Source organism: Streptomyces sp. NPDC102467 (assembly GCF_044765445.1).
Classification (GTDB): domain Bacteria; phylum Actinomycetota; class Actinomycetes; order Streptomycetales; family Streptomycetaceae; genus Streptomyces.
The window spans coordinates 1-20,519 of the sequence record NZ_JBIWKA010000001.1 but is presented as its reverse complement, the minus strand read 5'-3'; the positions used below and the strand labels follow the sequence as shown (position 1 = coordinate 20,519).

16 protein-coding genes and 1 rRNA gene are annotated in these 20,519 nt (G+C 70.9%); 8 read left to right on the top strand and 9 right to left on the bottom strand.

Features of this window, described 5'->3' with window-relative positions; all coding sequences use genetic code 11:
• The first annotated feature begins 267 nt into the window (after positions 1-267).
• Positions 268-705: an Rv3235 family protein gene (locus ACIREE_RS00085; RefSeq protein ID WP_404144327.1), complete on the top strand. Its 438-nt coding sequence runs from the start codon at positions 268-270 to the stop codon at positions 703-705.
• Between the two features lie 77 nt (positions 706-782).
• On the opposite strand, the gene secA is transcribed toward ACIREE_RS00085, so the two are convergent.
• Positions 783-3,593, bottom strand: a complete 2,811-nt coding sequence (gene secA / locus ACIREE_RS00080) for a preprotein translocase subunit SecA (protein ID WP_404144325.1) — start codon at positions 3,591-3,593, stop codon at positions 783-785.
• Between the two features lie 197 nt (positions 3,594-3,790).
• On the opposite strand from secA, the gene ACIREE_RS00075 reads away from it, so the two are divergent.
• Both ACIREE_RS00075 and ACIREE_RS00070 read left to right on the top strand, forming a co-directional pair.
• The gene (locus ACIREE_RS00075; protein WP_404144323.1) at positions 3,791-4,363 is read left to right on the top strand and encodes a GNAT family N-acetyltransferase; all 573 of its coding nucleotides are present in this window, start codon (positions 3,791-3,793) and stop codon (positions 4,361-4,363) included.
• Positions 4,364-4,482: 119 nt separating this feature from the next.
• Complete coding sequence (locus ACIREE_RS00070; protein ID WP_404144322.1) at positions 4,483-5,646, top strand: winged helix-turn-helix domain-containing protein; 1,164 nt, start codon at positions 4,483-4,485, stop codon at positions 5,644-5,646.
• Positions 5,647-5,693: 47 nt separating this feature from the next.
• On the opposite strand, the gene ACIREE_RS00065 is transcribed toward ACIREE_RS00070, so the two are convergent.
• From ACIREE_RS00065 to mtnA, 7 genes are all read right to left on the bottom strand, one after another.
• A complete protein-coding gene (locus ACIREE_RS00065; RefSeq protein WP_404144321.1) occupies positions 5,694-6,443 on the bottom strand; it encodes a response regulator in 750 nt (249 codons plus the stop codon).
• A gap of 220 nt (positions 6,444-6,663) precedes the next feature.
• Entirely contained in the window at positions 6,664-7,365 is a 702-nt protein-coding gene (hpf, locus tag ACIREE_RS00060; RefSeq protein ID WP_404144319.1) for a ribosome hibernation-promoting factor, HPF/YfiA family, read from the bottom strand.
• Positions 7,366-7,702: 337 nt separating this feature from the next.
• Positions 7,703-8,491: a ComF family protein gene (locus ACIREE_RS00055; RefSeq protein WP_404145260.1), complete on the bottom strand. Its 789-nt coding sequence runs from the start codon at positions 8,489-8,491 to the stop codon at positions 7,703-7,705.
• Positions 8,492-8,618: 127 nt separating this feature from the next.
• Complete coding sequence (locus tag ACIREE_RS00050) at positions 8,619-10,385, bottom strand: LpqB family beta-propeller domain-containing protein (RefSeq protein WP_404145258.1); 1,767 nt, start codon at positions 10,383-10,385, stop codon at positions 8,619-8,621.
• Positions 10,386-10,470: 85 nt separating this feature from the next.
• The gene (gene mtrB / locus ACIREE_RS00045; RefSeq protein ID WP_404144317.1) at positions 10,471-12,624 is read right to left on the bottom strand and encodes an MtrAB system histidine kinase MtrB; all 2,154 of its coding nucleotides are present in this window, start codon (positions 12,622-12,624) and stop codon (positions 10,471-10,473) included.
• 1 nt (position 12,625) lies between these two features.
• A complete protein-coding gene (mtrA, locus tag ACIREE_RS00040; RefSeq protein ID WP_363198911.1) occupies positions 12,626-13,315 on the bottom strand; it encodes a two-component system response regulator MtrA in 690 nt (229 codons plus the stop codon).
• A 4-nt stretch (positions 13,316-13,319) separates the two neighbouring features.
• Positions 13,320-14,507, bottom strand: a complete 1,188-nt coding sequence (gene mtnA, locus ACIREE_RS00035) for an S-methyl-5-thioribose-1-phosphate isomerase (RefSeq protein WP_404144315.1) — start codon at positions 14,505-14,507, stop codon at positions 13,320-13,322.
• Positions 14,508-14,647: 140 nt separating this feature from the next.
• On the opposite strand from mtnA, the gene ACIREE_RS00030 reads away from it, so the two are divergent.
• From ACIREE_RS00030 to ACIREE_RS00010, 5 genes are read left to right on the top strand one after another with little or no spacing between them, the layout of a single operon-like run.
• Positions 14,648-15,988 carry a glycerophosphoryl diester phosphodiesterase membrane domain-containing protein gene (locus tag ACIREE_RS00030; protein WP_404144313.1) on the top strand — a complete coding sequence of 447 codons (1,341 nt, stop codon included), beginning with the start codon at positions 14,648-14,650 and terminating at the stop codon, positions 15,986-15,988.
• Positions 15,989-15,992: 4 nt separating this feature from the next.
• Entirely contained in the window at positions 15,993-16,685 is a 693-nt protein-coding gene (locus ACIREE_RS00025) for a DUF4129 domain-containing protein (RefSeq protein WP_404144311.1), read from the top strand.
• Positions 16,682-17,977, top strand: a complete 1,296-nt coding sequence (locus tag ACIREE_RS00020) for a DUF4350 domain-containing protein (RefSeq protein WP_404144309.1) — start codon at positions 16,682-16,684, stop codon at positions 17,975-17,977. The genes ACIREE_RS00025 and ACIREE_RS00020 overlap by 4 nt, the downstream gene beginning before the upstream one ends.
• Positions 17,977-18,966, top strand: coding sequence for an AAA family ATPase (locus tag ACIREE_RS00015; RefSeq protein WP_404144307.1), 990 nt, complete (start codon positions 17,977-17,979; stop codon positions 18,964-18,966). Before ACIREE_RS00020 ends, ACIREE_RS00015 begins: the two co-directional genes overlap by 1 nt.
• A gap of 24 nt (positions 18,967-18,990) precedes the next feature.
• On the top strand, positions 18,991-20,301 hold the full coding sequence (locus ACIREE_RS00010; RefSeq protein WP_404144305.1) for a DUF58 domain-containing protein: 1,311 nt from the start codon (positions 18,991-18,993) through the stop codon (positions 20,299-20,301).
• 134 nt (positions 20,302-20,435) lie between these two features.
• On the opposite strand, the gene rrf is transcribed toward ACIREE_RS00010, so the two are convergent.
• Positions 20,436-20,519: ribosomal RNA gene (gene rrf / locus ACIREE_RS00005) — 5S ribosomal RNA — on the bottom strand; the annotation flags it as partial.

The following is a 20,519-nucleotide window of genomic DNA, read 5'->3' as shown; positions in this document are numbered from 1 at the left end:
CGGAGCCGTGCTCATGGTCAACGGGACCTCCAGGATACGTGCGGGAGTCCCCCTTCGGACTGCCGACCGCACCTCGCGCACACGTCAACGGGACCGGCCCCCACACCCGGCCCCGCCCGCCCGGTTCCCGGCCCGTTCACCGCCCGATCACTCGGATAAGTGAACTCGGCGCTCCTCGCCGACCGGCTCCGTCCTCTCTTGCGCGGGCCTCGCCGGAGCCCGTACAAGATCCCCACACAGAGTTACTGACTGGTATCCGGAGGCGCCATGCAGAAGGTGATGACCAGGCGGGGGCCCCGCGGAACCACCCGGCCCCCGTCCCGCCGGGACTCCCGGCGGCCGGCCGACCGCCGGGTGCCGCCGCAGGCTCCGCCGCACCCGACCGAGCTCTTCACCCAACGCCTGCTCCTGGTCCTGTCCGGCCACAAGCCCCCGTACTGGTTCGCCCGCCACACCGCCGACCAGGCGTACGACGACCTCTTGTGGCTGGTGGCCCGGCGGCCCCTCGGCACCGAGGGCCCGCGGCCGACGATCCACGGCATCGGCCATTTCGAACCGTCCACCGGCACCTACGAGGTCTTCGCCCGCATCACCGCGGGCCCCCGCCTGCACGCCCTGGCCTTCCGCCTCCACCTCTCCCACGACCACCGCTGGCGCGTCACAGCGGTGGAACTGGACGGCCGCCCGCCCCGTGAGACGTTCTGAGACCACGACGTTCTGCACACGAAGGGCCGGGCACACCGTGCCCGGCCCTTCGAAAAACATCCTTCAAAGAAGGACGGTCACTTCTTGCGACGCCGGCCCTTCGACTGCTTCCTGCGCTCGGCCCGGGTCAGCCCGTCCGACTCGGACCGCGCCGGCCCGTCCTCGGTCAGGAAGTCGCCCTCGTCGACGCCACCCTCGGCGTTCGGCGCCTGGAAGTGCAGCCGGTCGGGCCGCTGCGGAGCGTCGAGGCCCTTGGCCCGGATCTCCGGACGCGCGCCGGCCTGCGCCGGAACCGCGTCCTCCTTGTCGAGCGACGTGGTGGGCGCCGCGTCCTCGACCGGGACCTCCTCGACCTGCTGCTCGACCTGGACCTCCAGGTTGAACAGGTAGCCGACGGACTCCTCCTTGATGCCCTCCATCATGGCGGTGAACATGTCGAAGCCCTCGCGCTGGTACTCGACCAGCGGGTCCTTCTGCGCCATGGCGCGCAGGCCGATGCCCTCCTGGAGGTAGTCCATCTCGTAGAGGTGCTCACGCCACTTGCGGTCGAGCACGGAGAGCACCACGCGGCGCTCCAGCTCACGCATGATGTCGGCGCCGAGCTGCTCCCCGCGCTCCTCGTACTGCGCGTGGATGTCGTCCTTGACGGCCTCGGCGATGAACTCGGCGGTCAGACCGGCCCGGTCACCGGCCTCCTCCTCCAGCTCCTCCACCGTCACCTTGATCGGGTAGAGCTGCTTGAAGGCGCCCCACAGCCGGTCGAGGTCCCACTCCTCGGCGAAGCCCTCGGCCGTCTCGGCGCCGATGTACTCGTCGATGGTGTCGTCCATGAAGTGCACGACCTGCTCCTGCAGGTCCTCGCCCTCAAGAACGCGGCGGCGCTCGCCGTAGATGACCTCGCGCTGCCGGTTGAGCACCTCGTCGTACTTCAGGACGTTCTTACGCGTCTCGAAGTTCTGCTGCTCGACCTGCGACTGGGCGGAGGCGATGGCGCGGGTGACCATCTTGTTCTCGATCGGGACGTCGTCCGGCACGTTCGCCATCGACATGACGCGCTCGACCATCTGCGCCTTGAAGAGCCGCATCAGGTCGTCGCCGAGCGAGAGGTAGAAGCGCGACTCACCGGGGTCGCCCTGACGGCCGGAACGACCGCGCAGCTGGTTGTCGATACGCCGCGACTCGTGCCGCTCGGTACCGAGGACGTACAGCCCGCCGAGGTCCTTGACCTCTTCGAACTCCGCCTTGACGGCCTGCTCGGCCTTCTCCAGGGCGGCGGGAAGGGCCGCGGCCCACTCCTCGACGTGCTCGACGGGGTCGAGGCCCGCCTGGCGCAGCTCGGCCTCGGCCAGGTCGTCCGGGTTACCGCCGAGCTTGATGTCGGTACCACGGCCGGCCATGTTCGTGGCGACGGTGACGGCGCCCTTGCGGCCGGCCTGGGCGATGATCGGCGCCTCGCGGTCGTGCTGCTTCGCGTTCAGCACCTCGTGCTGGATGCCGCGCTTGCTGAGCTGCTGCGAGAGGTACTCGGACTTCTCGACCGACGTCGTACCGACGAGGATCGGCTGGCCCTTCTCGTGCTTCTCCGCGATGTCGTCGACGACCGCGTCGAACTTCGCGACCTCGGTGCGGTAGATCAGGTCCGCCTGGTCCTTGCGGACCATCGGCCTGTTCGTCGGGATCGGGACGACGCCGAGCTTGTAGATCTGGTGGAACTCGGCGGCCTCGGTCATCGCCGTACCGGTCATGCCGGAGAGCTTGCTGTAGAGGCGGAAGAAGTTCTGAAGGGTGATGGTCGCCAGGGTCTGGTTCTCATCCTTGATGTCCACCCCTTCCTTCGCCTCGATCGCCTGGTGCATGCCCTCGTTGTAGCGGCGGCCGGCGAGGATACGGCCGGTGTGCTCGTCGACGATCATGACTTCGCCGTCGATGACGACGTAGTCCTTGTCCTTCTTGAAGAGTTCCTTGGCCTTGATGGCGTTGTTCAGGTACCCGACGAGCGGGGTGTTCACCGACTCGTAGAGGTTGTCGATGCCCAGCCAGTCCTCGACCTTGGCGACGCCGGGCTCGTGGATGGCGACGGTGCGCTTCTTCTCGTCGACCTCGTAGTCGCCGGTCTCCTCGATGCCCTTCAGCTGGTTGCCCGCCTCGCCCTTCTTGAGGCGCGTGACGAGCTTGGCGAAGTCGCCGTACCACTTGGTGGCCTGGTCGGCGGGGCCGGAGATGATCAGCGGCGTACGGGCCTCGTCGACGAGAATGGAGTCGACCTCGTCGACCACCGCGAAGTTGTGGCCGCGCTGGACGAGCTCGTCCTGCGACCACGCCATGTTGTCGCGCAGGTAGTCGAAGCCGAACTCGTTGTTCGTGCCGTAGGTGATGTCGCAGTTGTACTGCTCGCGGCGCTCCACCGGCGTCATGTTCGCCAGGATGCAGCCGACGCTCAGCCCCAGGAACTTGTGGATGCGGCCCATCATCTCGGAGTCGCGCTCGGCCAGGTAGTCGTTCACCGTGATCAGGTGGACGCCCTTGCCGGACAGCGCGTTCAAGTACGTCGGCAGCGTGCCGACCAGGGTCTTGCCCTCACCGGTCTTCATCTCGGCCACGTAGCCGAGGTGGAGCGCGGCGCCGCCCATCAACTGGACGTCGTAGGGGCGCTGGCCGAGGACGCGCCGGGAGGCCTCACGGACGGTCGCGAAGGCCTCGGGCAGCAGGTCGTCGAGGGTCTCGCCGTCCTCGTAGCGCTGCTTGTACTCATCCGTCAGGGCGCGCAGCTCGGCGTCGGAGAGACTCTCGAAGTCCTCTTCGATGGAGTTGACCTGGTCCGCGATGCGGTGCAGTTTGCGCAGGATCTTGCCTTCGCCTGCACGCATGATCTTCTGGAGGACGGACACGCGGTTGGTCTCCTTGCCGGTCGGGCCTGGCACGGTCGGTTACTCAAGCGACAGCCTGAGCAACGGCCATCGTATGCGAGGACCCCACCGCGCCGGGAGGTCTGCCGTGAGGTCCAACGGACAGGGGGCTCGGAAGGTGCCGGTATGGGACACGAAAAGTGATGGCGTCCCTTCTCGTCCCCGAGCAGAATCGGGCGATGGACCCCGTGACGCTGACCACCGGCCGCCTGCAACTGCGCACGTTCGTACCCGCCGACATCGACGAGGTGTGCGCGGCGGTGCAGGATCCCGAGATACAGCGCTGGGTGCCCATTCCCTCGCCCTACGCGCGCGTGGACGCGGAATACTTCATCCACCGCATGGTCACGGACGGCTGGCGCACCGACACGGAGTACACGTTCGCCCTGCGGGCGCAGGAGTTCGGGCCGATCATCGGCGCGGCCTCGCTGCACCACCCGCGCGTGGGCAGCTGGGAGATCGGCTTCTGGACGGCCAAGGAGCACCGCGGCCGCGGCTACATGCGGGAAGCCGTGCTGGGCCTGGCCCGTTGGGCCTTCCTCGACCTCGCCTGTACGCGCCTGGAGTGGCGGGCCGAAGTGGGCAACGTGGGCTCGCGCGCGGTCGCCGAGAAGGCCGGCTTCACGATCGAGGGGGTGCTGCGCTCGGGCCTGCTCAACAAGGGAGTGCTGCGCGACTGCTGGATCGGCGCCCTGCTCCCGTCGGACCTGGGCCTGCCGTGCCCGCTGCCCTACCTGCCGGCACCCGCCTGACTGTCGGCGGCCGACTCTCCGACCGTCGGTGTCCGGCTCTCCTGGCTGTCTGCGGCTAACTCTTGACCGTCGGTGGCCGGCTCTCCTGACTGTCAGTGGCCGCCTCTATCGTTTCGGGCATGACGACCTTGCCGCGTCCCGCCGCCGATCTCTCCGCAGACGAAGCCCGCCGCATCGCGCTGCGCGCCCAGGGCTTCCTCGGCGCCCCGAACCGTCAGGGCGGGGTCCGCGGGGTGCTGCGCCACCTCGGCGCGGTCCAGCTCGACACGATCTCGGTGCTGGCCCGCTCCCACGAGCTGATTCCGTACGCGCGCCTGGGCGCGGTCGGCCGCAGACAGGTCGAGGCGGCGTACTGGACCGACGGCCACGCGTTCGAGTACTGGTCGCACGCGGCCTGCATCCTGCCGATCGAGGAGTGGCCGCACTTCGCGTTCCGCCGCCGCGCCTACCGCACCCGCCCGCACTGGCACCACGACCTGCCCGACGGGGCGTACGAGCAGGTGATCAAGCAGCTGCGCGCGGAGGGTCCGCTCACCGCCACGGAGCTGGGCGGCGCGAAGAACAAGGGCGAGTGGTGGGACTGGTCGGAGTCGAAGGTCGCCGTCGAGCGCGCGCTGATGTACGGCGAGGTCGTGTGCGTCGAGCGCCGCGGCTGGAAGCGGGTCTACGACCTGGCGGAGCGCGCGATCCCCGCCGAGCTGCTCCACGACGACATCGACGACCGGGAGTGCGTGCGCCGTCTGCTCCGCCAGGCCGGCGAGGCGCTGGGTGTCGGCACCCGATCCGACATCGCGGACTATCACCGCTTGAAGAGCGAGCAGTTCGACGCGGTGATCGAGGCCACCGGCCTGGTCCCGGTGACGGTCCAGGGCTGGTCCAAGCCCGCCTGGGCCGACCCCGCGGCGCTGGCGTCGGTCCCCCGCGGCCGCCACCGCACCACGCTTCTGTCGCCCTTCGACTCCCTGGTCTGGGAGCGGGCGCGCACGGAGCGGCTCTTCGGCTTCACGCACCGCCTGGAGGCGTACGTCCCCAAGCCGAAGCGCGTCCACGGCTACTTCGCGATGCCGGTCCTGTCCGGCGGCCGCCTGGTGGGCCGGGTCGACCCGGGCCGCGAAGGCACCACGCTCGTCGCCAGACAGGTCTCCCTGGACGGTCCGAAGGCGGTGCCGGCGGTCGCCGGGGCCCTGCTGGAGGCGGCGGGCTGGGTCGGCTGCGACAGCGTCCGAGTGGAGCGCATGGAGGACGCACCCCTCAAGCAGGCCCTCGTCAAAGCGCTGACCTAGGGCCTTTGCGGAAAGGCAATGCGCTGGGCACTGCGCCAGGCACCGAGCTAGCGGATCTCGAGGATCTTCTCGCGCATCGCGTAGACCACGGCCTCCATCCGGGAGTGCAGTTGCAGCTTCTCCAGGATGTTGCGCACGTGGTTCTTCACGGTGTTCTCCGAGATGAACAGCTGTTTGGCGATGTCCCGGTTGTTCATCCCCGTGGCGACGAGCTTGAGCACTTCGAGCTCCCGGTCGGTCAGCCGGGGCGCGGGCACGAGCCGGCGCTCGTCGGTGCGCTGGATCATCGACTTGAACTCGGTGAGCAGCTTGGACGCCATCGACGGGCTGATCTGCGACTGCCCGTCGGCCACCGCGCGAATGGCCGTGGCCACCTCGTCGGTCGAGATCTCCTTGAGGAGATAGCCGGTCGCGCCCGCCTTGATCGCGTCGTAGAGATCAGCTTCCTCATCACTTATCGTCAGCATGATGATTTTGGCGCTGGGTGCCACCTCCTTGATGGAGGTACACGCCTCGATGCCGCCCCGCTTGGGCATCCGGACGTCCATGAGGATGATGTCCGGCAGCAGGTCGGCCGCCTTGTCCACCGCCTCCGCGCCGTCCCCCGCCTCACCGACGACCTGGATGTCCTCCTCGGCCTTGAGGACGATCTCGAGGCCGCGCCGGAACAGCGCGTGGTCGTCGACCACAAGGACCCGGATGGGCTCCTTGCGCGGGGAGCCCGCGTCCGGCCCCATGCCTGCGCCGTCGGCGGCACCGGCGTCCTCGCCCCGCATCGGTCCGAAGCTGTCCGCCATCGTTCCTCCCCCTGAAGGCCGTGGCCCGTCTTCCTGCGCCGCGCCAACCCGAGGCGCCGTCACGCCGGTTGACCCGGCGCCGCCATGATTTCATGCCGCGGCGCCCGCGCGAGGACGGTGCGGTGCACCAGGGGGTCGCACAAGGGTGCCCCCGGGGGCGCACACGCACTCCAGGGGCACCGGATGAGTGGATTTTCGGACACGTCGTGCCCGGGCGGGCTCAGCCGCCGATGGCGTCACCCGCGTCGGCGCTGCGCACCTCGGCCTCGGTCACCATGGGGTCGGTGCTGAGGTGAATGACGCCGTAGTCGTAGGCGTGGCGCCGGTAGACGACGCTCGGTTCCTTGGTCTCGGAGTCGACGAACAGATAGAAGTCGTGCCCGACCAGCTCCATCTCGTAGAGCGCCTGGTCGAGCGTCATGGGAGCAGCCACGTGCGTCTTCTCGCGCACGATGAGCGGGCCTTCGCCCTGGACCTCGAGCGATCCCATCTTGGTGGTCGGTACGCCGTCGCCCTCGGTCTCGTCCCGGGCGATCGAACCGTCCCCGTTCAGCGTGGCCGCGTCGGGGACTCGCTCGGCGACCTCGGCCGCCGAGATCCGCTTCGTACCGCGCCGCGTCGACCGCTTGCCATGCTCCTTGCGCAGTTGCGCGTCCAGCTTGTCCGTGGCGAGGTCGAGCGCCGCGTACGGGTCGCTGGCCGCGGCTTCCGCCCGGATCACCGGGCCGCGCGTGCGCAGCGTGATCTCCACGCGGTCGCACCGGTCGGCCTGTCGGGGGTTGGGCTCCTTGGACACCTCGACGTCGAGGCTGATCACCTTGCCGTCGAGCTTCTGGATCTTGTCCAGCTTCAGCTTCTCGACCGCATGCTTGCGGAACCGCTCCGGTACCTCGGTCTTGCGGCCCTTGACGACGATGTCCACGCAGAACTCCGTTCCCGGATAGCTCCGCTTCTGAGGCGGAGCTTCTCCCTTTTGCACCAGGCTCCGGCCACTCCCGGAGCCTCGGACTCGGTGACGTCCACCTCCTCCTCCCCCGCGGACAAGATCTCCACCCCACCGTCCCGGGTGATTGCGAGAATCTCTGTGCAATCCCACGGCACGGCATTCCGATATGCGAGGTACGGCGGCTGTCTTTTACAGCCAAGTTCCTCACAACCGAACATATCTCGCCCGGACGGATGTCGTCACCCTCTACTGGCGCGTACCTCCATTCAGATGAAATAACCCTCTCTCTACCTGCAACGACACAGAATCTCAGTCAGTTCCGGTTTATTTCGAAGGAATCCGGAGAAGCGGCGATCGCGGCGGCCTGAACCATGACGGGCCCCGCCATTCCGGGATCCACCGCGAAGCGTTCCCGGCCCGCTCCGCCTTCTCCGCTACCCGCTGCCGAACGGGTCAATACATGTATTGCGCGGGCCGCCTCCGCGAGCGAAGCACCGGTCGTCACGAGGTCGTCGACCAGCACGATCCGGCCAACCTCCCGGAACAGCCCGGCGCTGCCGCCCGCCGCCTCCAGCGCACCGGTCACGTTCGCCAGCCGCCGCCTGGCGTCGAGTCCCGCCTGGTCGGCCACCGGGCGCCGCTGCCGCAGGACGGCCAGCACCCTGGCGGGCACGCCCGTCCGACGCAGCTCGGCCGCCGCCGCGTACGCGATCCGCCGCATCGGGTCGTGCCCGCGCGCCCGCACGGCGTGGGGCGCGGAGGGCACGGGGACGAGCGCCACGGTTCCCGCGCCGCCCCCCTGTTCCCGGGCGGGCAGCCCCTCCCGCACGGCCCCCGCGAGGGCCACGCCGAGCGGCCGGGCGAGCCCGAGCGCACCACGCTCCTTGTGGGCGAGCAGCACGGCCCGCACCGCGTCCCGGTACGGCGCGGCCGCGTGCACGACGGGCAGCCCCGGCGGCTCCGGCCGCGGGCGCACCCGGCCGGGCACAGCGCCGCGCAACGCCGCCGAGCACCGCGCACACAGCGACGTACGAGACCTGCCGCAGCCTGCGCACTGGGCCGGCAGCACCAGGTCGGAGAGGTCCTGCCACCACCCCCGCATACCCACCACTGTGCCAACACCCACGCCGGGCGGCCACCCCTGTGGACAACACCCTGTGGACAACTGGACAGCGCTGACGGGGAAGTTGAGCGCCACAACGGGACGGGTCCCCAGCCCGGCCCGACCACTACCCCGGATAGACCGGCGCGGTCCCGTCCTTCAGCACCGACTGCCACGCGGCCCCGGAGGGCAGCCGCACGACACCGTCGTCCGAGTGCGCGAGCAGCGGCAACCTGTCGTCCTCGGACGCCGAGATCTCGCTCACCCGGGTCAGCCCCGGCAGGGCCTGCCCGGTCGGCGTGGACCCGTCGGACTGCACGTACCGCATCTGCTGCAGCCCACCGGCTTCCCTGCCGACCACCACGAGCCGGCTGCCACCCGCCCACGACACGGCCGTGACGTCCTCCATGTCGGGTGCGGCAGAGCGCAGATCGGCCACCGAGAGCTCGACCCCGCCCTTTCCGTCGGACTGCCGCCCGACGCGTCCGATGCGCAGCGTCGTCGTGTCCTTCTCCTTCACCAGCAGCGCGATGCGCAGGCCGTCGGCGGACATCTTCACCGTCTCGATCCGGGCATCGGCGGCGAGCCCCTCGACGGAGACCTCCTGCATCCTGTCGCCGAGTCCCTGCCCGAACGCGAGCAGCCGCGGGTTCTTCTTGTCCCGGTCGGCCACCCACAGATCTCCCCGCCCGTCCCAACTGGGCGTCGACAGACCGTCCTTCGCGTCGGCGGCCTGGCTGTGCACCAGCGCGTCCCCCAGGGAGGCGCTGCTGACGAACGACGCCACGTACAGCGACCGTCCGTCGCTCGACACGCCCGCGGCGCGCTCCTGATCACGTGAGACCGCCACGGAGCGAAGGGGCTGCACACCTTCGCCGAGCGGCCCCTGCACCCGATCCGGTTCCTTGTCGGAGTGGCTGGTGCCGGCCATCCGTACGAGCCGGCCCTTGCCGTCGAGGAAGTACTGGCTGTCCGGGACGGGAGACCTGCGCGGCGCCACGAAGGAGTCGGCGTCGTCCTTGTCCAGCGCGCACATGAGGCTGCCGTCGGGGCGCTTGAGCGCGACCTCGCTCACGCTCGACGACGACAAGTCCCGCAGGGAGAACAGCAGTTGGGCCGCCATCTCCTTGCATTTGGTCATGGTGACCGTGTCGGCGTCCTTCTTCAACTTCAGCGGCACCGTCAGCTTGTTCGCGTCGTCCGGGGCGAGCGACTGCACGCCGTCCTTCAGCTCCGCGCCCGTCGGGAACGCCGTCCGCACCCCGCGGTCCAGCCAGCGCGTCGGCCCGGCGAGGACCTCCTTGACCGTCTCGGTCAGCGGGTCCGTCCACTGCCGCACGAAGACGGGGTCGGCGACGAGCTGCCGCTGCGGGGCCCCGTCCTCGGACCCCGAATCCACCGCGTAGTAGTACTTGTTGACGGACTGGTAGATGCGCGTGAAGTCATTCTTGCCGAGCACGACGCCCGTAGGCAGGCTGTCGATCCGCCACTGGTTCCCCTTGGCGGTCTTGATCATCGACAGGTGCAGGTTCGTCTCGTACCGCTTCGCTTTCGGCTGGTAGGCCTGCTGCTGGTCGACCTCGGCGACCTGGCTGCCCGACAGCACGAAGGAACGGCCCTCGCCCCCCGCGTTCTGCGGGCTCTCCGGCCGCGGGCTCGGCCCGTCGGCGAGCACCACGGTCCTGTGCCCGGGCCGCCAGCCCTTCGCGGCCTGCGGCGTCAGATACTTACGCGCTATCGCGTACGAAGGATCGTCACTGGTCAGCGCCTCCAGGAAGCCGTCGACCACGCTCGACGGGCTGGCGCCGTCCCGCGGCGGCAGCGCGAAGACCCGCACCTGCGAGTCCGGCCGCTGCGACGCCTCGACCGATTCGAGCCCGCCGCTGTCCGGCATCGACGCGCACCCGGCGAGCACGATCACACCGCACCCGGCCAGCGCGCCGGCCCGTACCCCGCGCCGCCGACGCGGCGCCCGCTGCTCACTCACGGCCACCGTCGCTCCCCTCGCCGCGCTCGTCGGATTCCGCGGTACGACGTCCGCCCACGGCCACGTCACCCCGCCACGCACCGGAACCGCTGTGCGTCCCGTCCATCCCGTTCTCGTCCCGCTCCGGCGCGTCCACCGGCTCGACCGGGCCCACGTCACCGACCCGCTCCGCGCGCTCCTCAGGCTGCCGCGGCACGCTCGCGCCGCCGCGGGACACCACGCGCGAGCCGCTGCCCGGCAGCGCCGTCGGATCGGCCGGCACCGCGGCCTGCGTGAAACGCGGCGCTATCGGCGCCTGCGCCGGCCGGGGCGGTGTCTGGGCCGGCACCGTCGCGAGCTTCCTGCCTCCGGCTCCCTGCGGCCCCGCGGCGCCGGACTCACGGGCGCGCCGTGAATCCTCCGGCTCCAGCGGTATCGGCGAACCGCGCAGCGGCTCGTCCGCCGTCCGCGGCAACGTGAGCCGGAACTGCGAACCACCGCCCGGCTCACCCCATGCCTGCAGCCAGCCGCCGTGCAGTCGGGCGTCCTCCAGGGCGATCGACAGGCCGAGCCCGGTACCGCCGGTGGTACGCGCGCGTGCCGGGTCGGCCCGCCAGAAACGGCTGAACACCCGGGTCGCCTCGCCCGGCTTGAGCCCGACACCGTAGTCGCGCACCGCCACGGCGACCGCGCCACCCGCGGCCGCGAGCCGCACCACTACGTCCTTGCCCTCACCGTGCTCCACGGCGTTCACGACCAGGTTGCGCAGGACGCGCTCCACGCGCCGGGCGTCCGCCTCGGCAACCACCGGCTGCTCGTCGCCGACGACGCGCACGTGCGTGCCCTTGCGCTCGGCGAGCGGCTCGGCACCGCCGACGACCCGGCGTACGACCTCGCGCAGATCTATCGGCTCGGCCTCCAGCGCGGCCGCACCGGCGTCGAACCGGCTGATCTCCAAAAGGTCGGCCAGCAGCGACTCGAACCGGTCCAGCTGATCGGCGAGCAGCTCCGCGGAGCGCGCGGTCACCGGATCGAAGTCGACCCGCGCCTCGTGAATGACATCCGCGGCCATCCGTACGGTCGTCAGCGGCGTCCGGAGCTCATGGCTCACGTCGGACACGAACCGCCGCTGCATCCGCGACAGATCCTCCAGCTGCTGGATCTTCAGATGCAGGTTCTGCGCCATCTTGTTGAAGGCCTCGCCGAGGCGCGCGATGTCGTCCTCGCCGGTCACCTTCATACGTTCCTGGAGGCGCCCCGCCGAGAGCCGCTCGGCCACCCCGGCCGCCATCCGCACAGGGGTGACGACCTGCCGTACGACGAGCCACGCGATGGCCCCCAGCAGGACGACCACGAACAGTCCGGCCGTCGCGAGTGTGCCCTTCACAAGGCCCAGGGACTTCTCCTCCTGGGACAGCGGGAAGAGGTAGTACAGCTGGTAGGCCTGGCCCTGCGGGTCGGTGAGCCGCTTGCCGATGACCAGGGCGGGCTGCGAGTCGCCACTGCTGTAGACGATCCGCGCGTACTCCTGCGACGCACCGGTCATCCGGTCGACCCGCGCGCGCAGGTCGTCGGGCACGCTCCGGTCCGGCACCACGCTGCCGGAGCCTCGCGGCCCCCGCCCGCTACCACTGTCGGCGTCAGCGGGGCTGAGCGTCACCACGTCGAAGGCGCCCTTGCCGCCGCTGGAGAGCTGCGTGACGAGGTCGCTCAGCCAGCTGTTGGGAACCTGACTGGCGCGGCTCTCGTCGGACGCGCCGCCGCCCGAGCCGGTCACGGTCAGGTCCGCCTTGTCCTTGGCCGCGCGGAAACCGCCCTCGGCCTGGCTCTGCGACGCCTTCACCTTGGCGTCGAGCAGCCCGTTCCGTACAGAGCCGATGACGACGATGCCGAGCAGCAGCACCACACCGAGCGACATCAGCAGCGTCGTGACGACGACCTTCAGCTGGATGTTGCGCCGCCACAGCCGCATAGCCGGCAGCAGCGGGCGCCGCACCCATCGGGTGAACAGGCGCAGCACGGGGCTGCCGTTCATCCCGCCCTGGAGCAGCAGCCCGCCGTCCGTCAGCCGGCGCAGCCAGGAGCCGCGCCCGGCCGCCGGTCCCACAGGCCGCTCCGAGCGAGACCCCGGCTTGCCGGGCGCCGAAGCGGCACTGTCCCGGGACACGTCAGCTCGGCCCTGCCTTGTAACCGACGCCGCGGACGGTCACCACGATCTCCGGCCGCTCGGGATCCTTCTCGACCTTCGAACGCAGCCGCTGCACATGCACGTTGACCAGGCGGGTGTCCGCGGCGTGCCGGTAGCCCCAGACCTGCTCGAGGAGCACCTCACGCGTGAACACCTGCCACGGCTTGCGCGCGAGAGCGACCAGCAGGTCGAACTCGAGCGGCGTCAGCGCGATCGACTGCCCGTCCCGCTTCACCGAGTGCCCGGCCACATCGATGACCAGGTCACCTATGGCCAGCTGCTCAGGGGCGGGCTCCTCCGACCTCCGCAGCCGCGCCCGGATCCGGGCGACCAGCTCCTTCGGCTTGAACGGCTTCACGATGTAGTCGTCCGCGCCCGACTCCAGGCCCACGACGACATCGACGGTGTCGCTTTTAGCCGTGAGCATCACGATCGGAACCCCGGACTCCGCCCTGATCAGGCGGCACACCTCGATGCCGTCCCTACCGGGCAGCATCAGGTCGAGGAGAACCAGATCGGGCTTGGTCTCACGGAAAGCGGCCAGCGCCCTGTCGCCGTCAGCTACGAACGACGGCTCAAAACCTTCACCACGCAGCACAATGCCGAGCATCTCGGCCAGTGCCGTGTCGTCGTCGACGACAAGGACTCGTCCCTTCATGGACCACATCATCCCATTAGCTACTCGTTACCTGGCGTGACCTGGAACACAGCTCACCCAGGCTCTCAGCTGTCACAGGCGAAACAACGCCCCACTCCGTGACGATTGCCGTCACCAAATCAGCCGGCGTCACGTCGAACGCGGGGTTGTACGCCTGCGTTCCCAACGGTGCCACCGGAATTCCGCCTCCTGCCTCCATTCCGGCCAGCGGCGCCTGCGGCGCCGTGACCTCCGTCACTTCATGTCCGGCCCGCTGCTCCACCTCGATGGACGCGCCGTCGGCCGTCTCCAGGTCCACGGTCGTCACCGGGGCCACCACGATGAACGGCACGTGGTGATATCGCGCCAACACGGCGAGCGGATAGCTCCCCACCTTGTTGGCCACCGAACCGTCGGCGGCGATCCGGTCCGCCCCGATGAGGACCGCGTCCACCTCACCCGCGGCGAACAGCGACCCCGCGGCGTTGTCCGTGAGCAGCGTGTACGCCATCCCGTGCCGCGCGGCCTCGTAAGCGGTCAGACGTGCACCCTGCAGCAGCGGACGCGTCTCGTCCACCCACAGCCGGCGCAGCTGCCCCATGCGGTGCGCGGCGAGCGCCACGGCGAAGGCGGTGCCCTCCCCTCCGGACACCAACGCCCCGGTGTTGCAATGCGTCAGAATGCGGTGGTTTCCACCGGGCAGCAGTTCATCGAGCAACCGCAGCCCGTACCCGGCCATCTTGGCACTGGCCTCGGCATCTTCCTGATGCAGAGCCCGAGCGGCGGCGAGCGCCGCCGCCGCGGCCCTCTCCCGCGCGGCCGGCCCGTCCCCCGGCGCGCTCGCGAGCGCGGCCCGGTACGCCTCCTGTGCCCTGCGCACGCCGGACCCGAGATTGACCGCGGTGGGCCGCGCCCCCGCCAGCGCGTCCGCCGCATCCCGTACGTCGAACCCGCGGGCGGCCGCGAGCGCCACCCCGTACGCACCCGCGATGCCGAGCAGCGGGGCCCCTCGCACGGCAAGGGACCGGATCGCCTGCACCAGACCCTGCGGATCCGTGCACACCAACTCGACTTCCTCGGCGGGCAGCCGCGTCTGGTCGAGCAATACCAGAACCGGTCCCTCGGCCGGTTCCTCCCACCGGATCGCCGACAGATCGACAGTCTTGGGCTGTATGTCTTCGCTGGGCCGTATGTCCTCGCCGGATTGCGCATACTGATCAGCCATCCGCCCAGTCTGCCCCGTACCGGGCCGACAATTGAAGGTGTACAGCCCTTACGGGCCCAGGTCACCTGGCGCCCACCCCATGGCACGATGGCAGCCAACCTGCCGCCGCGACCGCGGACGGGCACCTTGAAGGAGCGACGATGAACGACACTCCGGGCTGGGCATCGCCCGGATCCGCCCCCTCCGACGGCCCCGACGGCAACGGCCAGGACGACGGAAGCGGCGACGCCCAGGGCGCCGGCCCGCAGGACGCCGCGGGCCAGGGCCCTCAGTGGTCCAAGGAGCAGCCGCCGCCCGCCCAGTGGTCGGCCCCCTCCGGGCCGCCCGCCCCCGGCTCCGGCCAGACCCCGCCACCCCCGCCCCCGGCTCCCGGCCAGGGCGGCCAGGGCTGGGGCGGACAAGGCTGGGGCAACCGGCCCCCCGGCGGGCCCGGCGGCTACGGCGGCAACCCCGGCGGCTGGGGCCCCGGTGCCTGGGGCAGCGGCCCGCCACCCGCCGCCAAGCCCGGCGTCATCCCGCTGCGCCCGCTCGGCGTCGGCGAGATCCTCGACGGCGCGGTGTCCACGATGCGCACGTACTGGCGCACCGTCCTCGGCATCTCGCTCACCGTCGCCGTGATCACCCAACTCCTCGTCGTCCTCCTCCAGGGCTTCGTCCTCGACGACTCGACCACCGACGCCCTCGACGACCCGACCGCCAGCGCCGGCGAGGTCACCCGCGCCATGGGCGGGCTCCTGATCGGCACCGGCGTGGTGCAGGTGGTCACGCTGCTCGGCACCATCGTCGCCACGGCCCTGCTCACCACCGTCACCAGCCGTGCCGTGCTCGGCCGCTCGGTGACCATCGGAGAGGCCTGGCGCGACGCCCGCCCGCAGCTCCTGCGGCTGCTCGGCCTGACGCTGCTGCTGCCGCTGATCGCCGCCGCGATCGTCTTCGTCGGCACGGTCCCCGGCATCCTCGTCGCCGTGTTCGGCTCGTCCACCGGCGGGCTCGCCCTCGGCGTCATCGGGGGCAGCGCAGGATTCGTCGTCGCCGTCTGGCTGATGTTCCGCTTCTCGCTGGCCTCGCCCGCGCTGATGCTGGAGAAGCAGACCATCCGCAAGGCCATGAGCCGCTCCACCAAACTCGTCCGCGGCTCGTGGTGGCGGGTCTTCGGCATCCAGATCCTCGCGTCGATCATCGCCGGCGTCGTGGCGTCGATCATCCTGGTCCCGTTCAGCCTCATCGCGGGAGCGGTCAGCGGCGACGGCCTCGGCAGCTTCCTCGACACCGGCACCGACGTGGGCTGGACCTTCCTGATCATCAGCGGCATCGGCGCCGTGGTCGGCTCCACCATCACCTTCCCGATCACGGCGGGCGTCACCGTGCTGCTCTACATCGACCAGCGCATCCGCCGCGAGGCCCTCGACCTCGAACTCGCCGGCGCCGCGGGCCTGCACGGCTATGGGGGCAGCACCCCCGGCGCCACCCCGGGGGGCTGATGCGGTGAGCACGCCAGGGGGAGTGCTCAGAGCCGCGGCCCGGCTGACGAACGCCGGCGGCGACGAGCCACCGGTGACGATCCCGCGCGATCCCGCGCGGGAAGCTGCCGAGCGCGAGCTGTCCAAGCCCGCGTACCACGAGAACGACCCGAGCTGGTTCGTGCGCGCCCTGAACAAGTTCTGGGAGTGGGTCGACAAGCTGTTCAACGCCGCCTCCGACGCCGCTCCGGGCGGCACGCTCGGCCTGGTCGTGATCCTGATCGCCGTCGTCGCCGTGGCGCTCGCCCTGTGGTGGCGCCTGGGCACCCCCCGCCGCTCGCCCGCCTCGGCCGCGCCCCTCTTCGACGACCACCCCCGCAGCGCCACCGAACACCGCGCGGCCGCCGAGGCGCACGCCGCCCAGGGCCACTGGAACCAGGCCGTCCAGGAGCGCATGCGCGCCCTTGTCCGGTCCCTGGAAGAACGCGCCCTCCTCGTCCCGCGCCCCGGCCGCACCGCCGACGAAGCCGCCTCTGAAGCCGCCCGGCCGCTCCCCGGCCACGCGGACCGCCTGCACGCGGCGGCCCGCGACTTCGACGACGTCGCGTACGGCGGCCGCACCGCCACCCCTGACACGTACCGGCGGCTGACCGCCCTGGACACCGAGGTGGAAGGCGCGACCCCGTCCCTGACCACCGCCCCGGGAGCGCCCCGGTGACCGAGCCCCGCACCCCGAACTCCCGCCAGGACAGCGGAAACCCAGGCGATCACCCGACCGGCACGCCCTCGGCGACGCTCACGGCGCCGCCACCCCCGGCCCCGGTCTCCGACGCCACCTCCGTCACCCCCACGGCCCGCCAGGTCTGGACCCGCACGCGGGGCATCGCCCTCGCCCTGGCCTTCCTCCTGATCGCCGGCGTGGCCATCGCGGCCGTCCGCTCCGGCGAGAAGCACGGCACGCTCGACCCGCGCTCCGCCGACCCGTACGGCAGCCGAGCCGTAGCCGAACTGCTCGCCGACCGCGGCGTGGACACCCGCCTCGTCACCACGACCGCCGAGGCCCGCGCCGCGACCGGCCGCGACACCACCCTCCTGGTCGCCGCCCCCGACCTGCTCACCCCGCACCAGCAGGAGCAGCTGACGGCCGCGACCGGAGACTCCGGCGGCCGCACCCTCCTCGTCGCCCCCGGCAGCGCATCCGTCGGCCGACTCGCCCCCGGTGTCACCGTGGACCCCGCGCCCAGCACCGACACCACGCTCGCCCCGGGCTGCGACCTGGCCGCCGCGCGCCGCGCCGGCCCCGCCGACACGGGCGGCCACCGCTACCAGGTGCCGTCCACCGGCGCCGAAGACGCCTGCTATCCCAGCGACGGCGCCCCCACGCTCCTGCGCCTCCCCTTGGCCACCGCGCCCGGCGACACGGTGCTCCTCGGCTCCCCCGACATCCTTCTCAACGACCGCCTCGACGAGCAGGGCAACGCCTCGCTCGCTCTCCAACTCCTCGGTACCCGCCCGCATCTGGTCTGGTACCTCCCCTCCCTCTCCGACGACGCCGCGGCCGGCGACGCACAGAACGACCGCGGCTTCTTGGACCTGATCCCCAAGGGCTGGCTCTGGGGCACCCTGCAACTCTTCATCGCGGCAGCCCTGGCCGCCCTGTGGCGCGCACGCCGCCTGGGCCCCCTGGTCGCCGAGCGGCTGCCCGTCGCGATCCGCGCCTCCGAAACCGTCGAAGGCCGCGCCCGCCTCTACCGCAAGGCGAACGCCCGCGACCGCGCCGCCACGGCCCTGCGTATCTCCACCCGCACCAAGCTCGCCCCCCTCATCGGCGTCCCCCCGTCCCAGGCAGACTCACCGGAGACGCTCCTCCCCGCCCTGGCACGCCAACTCCCGACGCCCACCCAGGACTTGCACACCCTCCTCTTCGGCCCACCGCCGACCACCGACGCAGCGCTCATCGCACTCGCCGACCACCTCGACGCCCTCGAAAGAGAGGTACGCCATTCATGATGGACCCGACCACTGACAATGCCGGGCCCACGACCGATCCCCGCAGCTCACGGGCCTCTTTGGAAGCCCTGCGCGCCGAGATCGCCAAGGCCGTGGTCGGCCAGGACCCCACCGTCACGGGCCTGGTCGTGGCCCTGCTCTGCCGCGGCCACGTCCTCCTCGAGGGAGTCCCCGGCGTAGCGAAAACGCTTCTGGTACGAGCCCTCGCCGCATCCCTCGAACTCGACACCAAGCGCGTCCAGTTCACCCCGGACCTGATGCCCAGCGACGTCACGGGCTCGCTGGTCTACGACACCCACACCTCACGCTTCTCCTTCCAGCCCGGCCCGGCATTCACCAACCTCCTCCTCGCGGACGAGATCAACCGGACCCCGCCCAAGACCCAGTCCTCCCTCCTGGAGGCCATGGAGGAGCGCCAGATCACGGTCGACGGCACCCCGCGCCCACTCCCCGACCCGTTCATGGTGGTGGCAACCCAGAACCCGGTCGAGTACGAAGGCACGTACCCCCTCCCCGAGGCCCAACTGGACCGCTTCCTCGTCAAGTTGAACGTCCCCCTCCCCACCCGCCAGGACGAGATCGACGTCCTGAACCGCCACGCCTCCGGCTTCAACCCCCGCGACCTGCACGCGGCGGGCATCCGCCCGGTGGCCACCACGGCCGACCTCGACGCGGCCCGGTCCGCGGTCGCGAAGACCACGATCTCCCCCGAGATCACGGCCTACGTGGTCGACATCTGCCGCGCCACCCGCGAATCGCCGTCGCTCACCCTCGGCGTCTCCCCGCGAGGCGCCACGGCCCTGCTCTCGACGGCCCGTGCCTGGGCCTGGCTGACCGGCCGCGACTACGTCATCCCCGACGACGTCAAAGCCCTCGCCCTCCCCACGCTCCGCCACCGCATCCAGCTGCGCCCGGAGGCAGAGATGGAAGGCGTCACCCCGGACGCGGTCATCAACGCGCTCCTCACCCACGTCCCCGTCCCCCGCTGACCCGAGGCCGGAGACGACAACGACATGGCCCTCACCGGACGTACGGCCCTGCTCGCCGCACTGGGCTCCCTCCCCATCGGGATCTGGGAGCCCAGCTGGACGGGCATCCTCGCCGTCAACACGCCCCTCGCGCTGGCCTGCGCCTGCGACTTCGCCCTGGCGGCTCCCGTACGCCGCCTGCGCCTGACACGCTCCGGCGACACCTCCGTACGCCTGGGAGACCCGGCCGATGTCACCCTGACGATCACCAACCCGTCGCGCCGCCCCCTGCGCGCGCGCCTGCGCGACGCATGGCCCCCCAGCGCCTGGCTCCCTGGCACGGAACACGACGCGTCCCGCCACCACGTGACGGTCCCCGCGGGCGAACGCCGCCGCGTCACGACCCGCCTGCTGCCCACCCGCAGAGGCGACCGCCATGCGGACCGCGTGACCATCCGCTCGTACGGGCCGCTCGGCCTGTTCACTCGCCAGGGCACCCACGCCGTCCCCTGGACGGTCCGCGTGCTCCCGCCGTTCCACAGCCGCAAACACCTCCCCTCCAAACTGGCCCGCCTACGCGAACTCGACGGTCGCACCAGCGTGTTGACCAGAGGCGAGGGCACCGAATTCGACAGCCTCCGCGAGTACGTCCCCGGGGACGACACCCGCTCCATCGACTGGCGCGCGACAGCCCGCCACTCCGCGGTGGCCGTCCGCACCTGGCGCCCGGAACGCGACCGCCGCATCCTGCTGGTCCTCGACACGGGCCGCACCTCCGCAGGTCGAGTCGGTGACGCGCCGCGCCTCGACGCCTCGATGGACGCGGCCCTGCTCCTGGGGGCTCTGGCCTCCCGGGCCGGCGACCGCGTCGACCTCCTGGCCTACGACCGTCGCGTCCGCGCCCTGGTCCAGGGCCGCACCGCAGGACAGGTCCTCCCGGCCCTGGTCAACGCCATGGCCCCCCTTGAGCCCGAGCTGGTCGAAACAGACGCCCGCGGCCTCACCGCCACGGCCCTCCACACGGCCCCCCGCCGCTCCCTCATCGTCCTTCTCACGTCTCTGGAGGCAGCCCCGGTCGAGGAGGGCCTCCTCCCGGTCCTCTCCCGCCTGACGAAACGCCACAAGGTGATCGTCGCCTCCGTGGCCGATCCCGAGGTCGACATGATGGCCGCGTCGCGGGGCACCACGGAGTCCCTGTACAACGCGGCCTCAGCGGCCCAGGCCAAAGCAGAACGTCTCCGTACCGCGGACAAGCTCACCCGTCACGGCGTCACCGTCGTGGACGCGACCCCCTCTGCGTTGGCCCCCGCCCTCGCGGATGCGTATCTGTCCTTGAAATCCGCCGGCCGCCTCTAAATGCCCCGAAGTCCGGTCCGGTATCTATTCGGACCGGACCGAACCTTCAAAAACACGAAAACCAAACGTCGCCGTAAACGCAGAAAACCCCCGTCCGGTATCCCCGGACGGGGGTTTTCTGTCTATCAAATTTAGTTCGGCGGCGTCCTACTCTCCCACAGGGTCCCCCCTGCAGTACCATCGGCGCTGTGAGGCTTAGCTTCCGGGTTCGAAATGTA

Bases quoted from the DNA above. Each gene is read 5' to 3' on its own strand.
- ACIREE_RS00085 (WP_404144327.1), top strand. From the start codon at position 268: ATGCAGAAGGTGATGACCAGGCGGGGGCCCCGCGGAACCACCCGGCCC.
- ACIREE_RS00075 (WP_404144323.1), top strand. From the start codon at position 3,791: ATGGACCCCGTGACGCTGACCACCGGCCGCCTGCAACTGCGCACGTTC.
- ACIREE_RS00070 (WP_404144322.1), top strand. From the start codon at position 4,483: ATGACGACCTTGCCGCGTCCCGCCGCCGATCTCTCCGCAGACGAAGCC.
- ACIREE_RS00065 (WP_404144321.1), bottom strand. From the start codon at position 6,443: ATGGCGGACAGCTTCGGACCGATGCGGGGCGAGGACGCCGGTGCCGCC.
- ACIREE_RS00055 (WP_404145260.1), bottom strand. From the start codon at position 8,491: ATGCGGGGGTGGTGGCAGGACCTCTCCGACCTGGTGCTGCCGGCCCAG.
- ACIREE_RS00050 (WP_404145258.1), bottom strand. From the start codon at position 10,385: ATGCCGGACAGCGGCGGGCTCGAATCGGTCGAGGCGTCGCAGCGGCCG.
- mtrA (WP_363198911.1), bottom strand. From the start codon at position 13,315: ATGATGTGGTCCATGAAGGGACGAGTCCTTGTCGTCGACGACGACACG.
- mtnA (WP_404144315.1), bottom strand. From the start codon at position 14,507: ATGGCTGATCAGTATGCGCAATCCGGCGAGGACATACGGCCCAGCGAA.
- ACIREE_RS00030 (WP_404144313.1), top strand. From the start codon at position 14,648: ATGAACGACACTCCGGGCTGGGCATCGCCCGGATCCGCCCCCTCCGAC.
- ACIREE_RS00015 (WP_404144307.1), top strand. From the start codon at position 17,977: ATGGACCCGACCACTGACAATGCCGGGCCCACGACCGATCCCCGCAGC.
- ACIREE_RS00010 (WP_404144305.1), top strand. From the start codon at position 18,991: ATGGCCCTCACCGGACGTACGGCCCTGCTCGCCGCACTGGGCTCCCTC.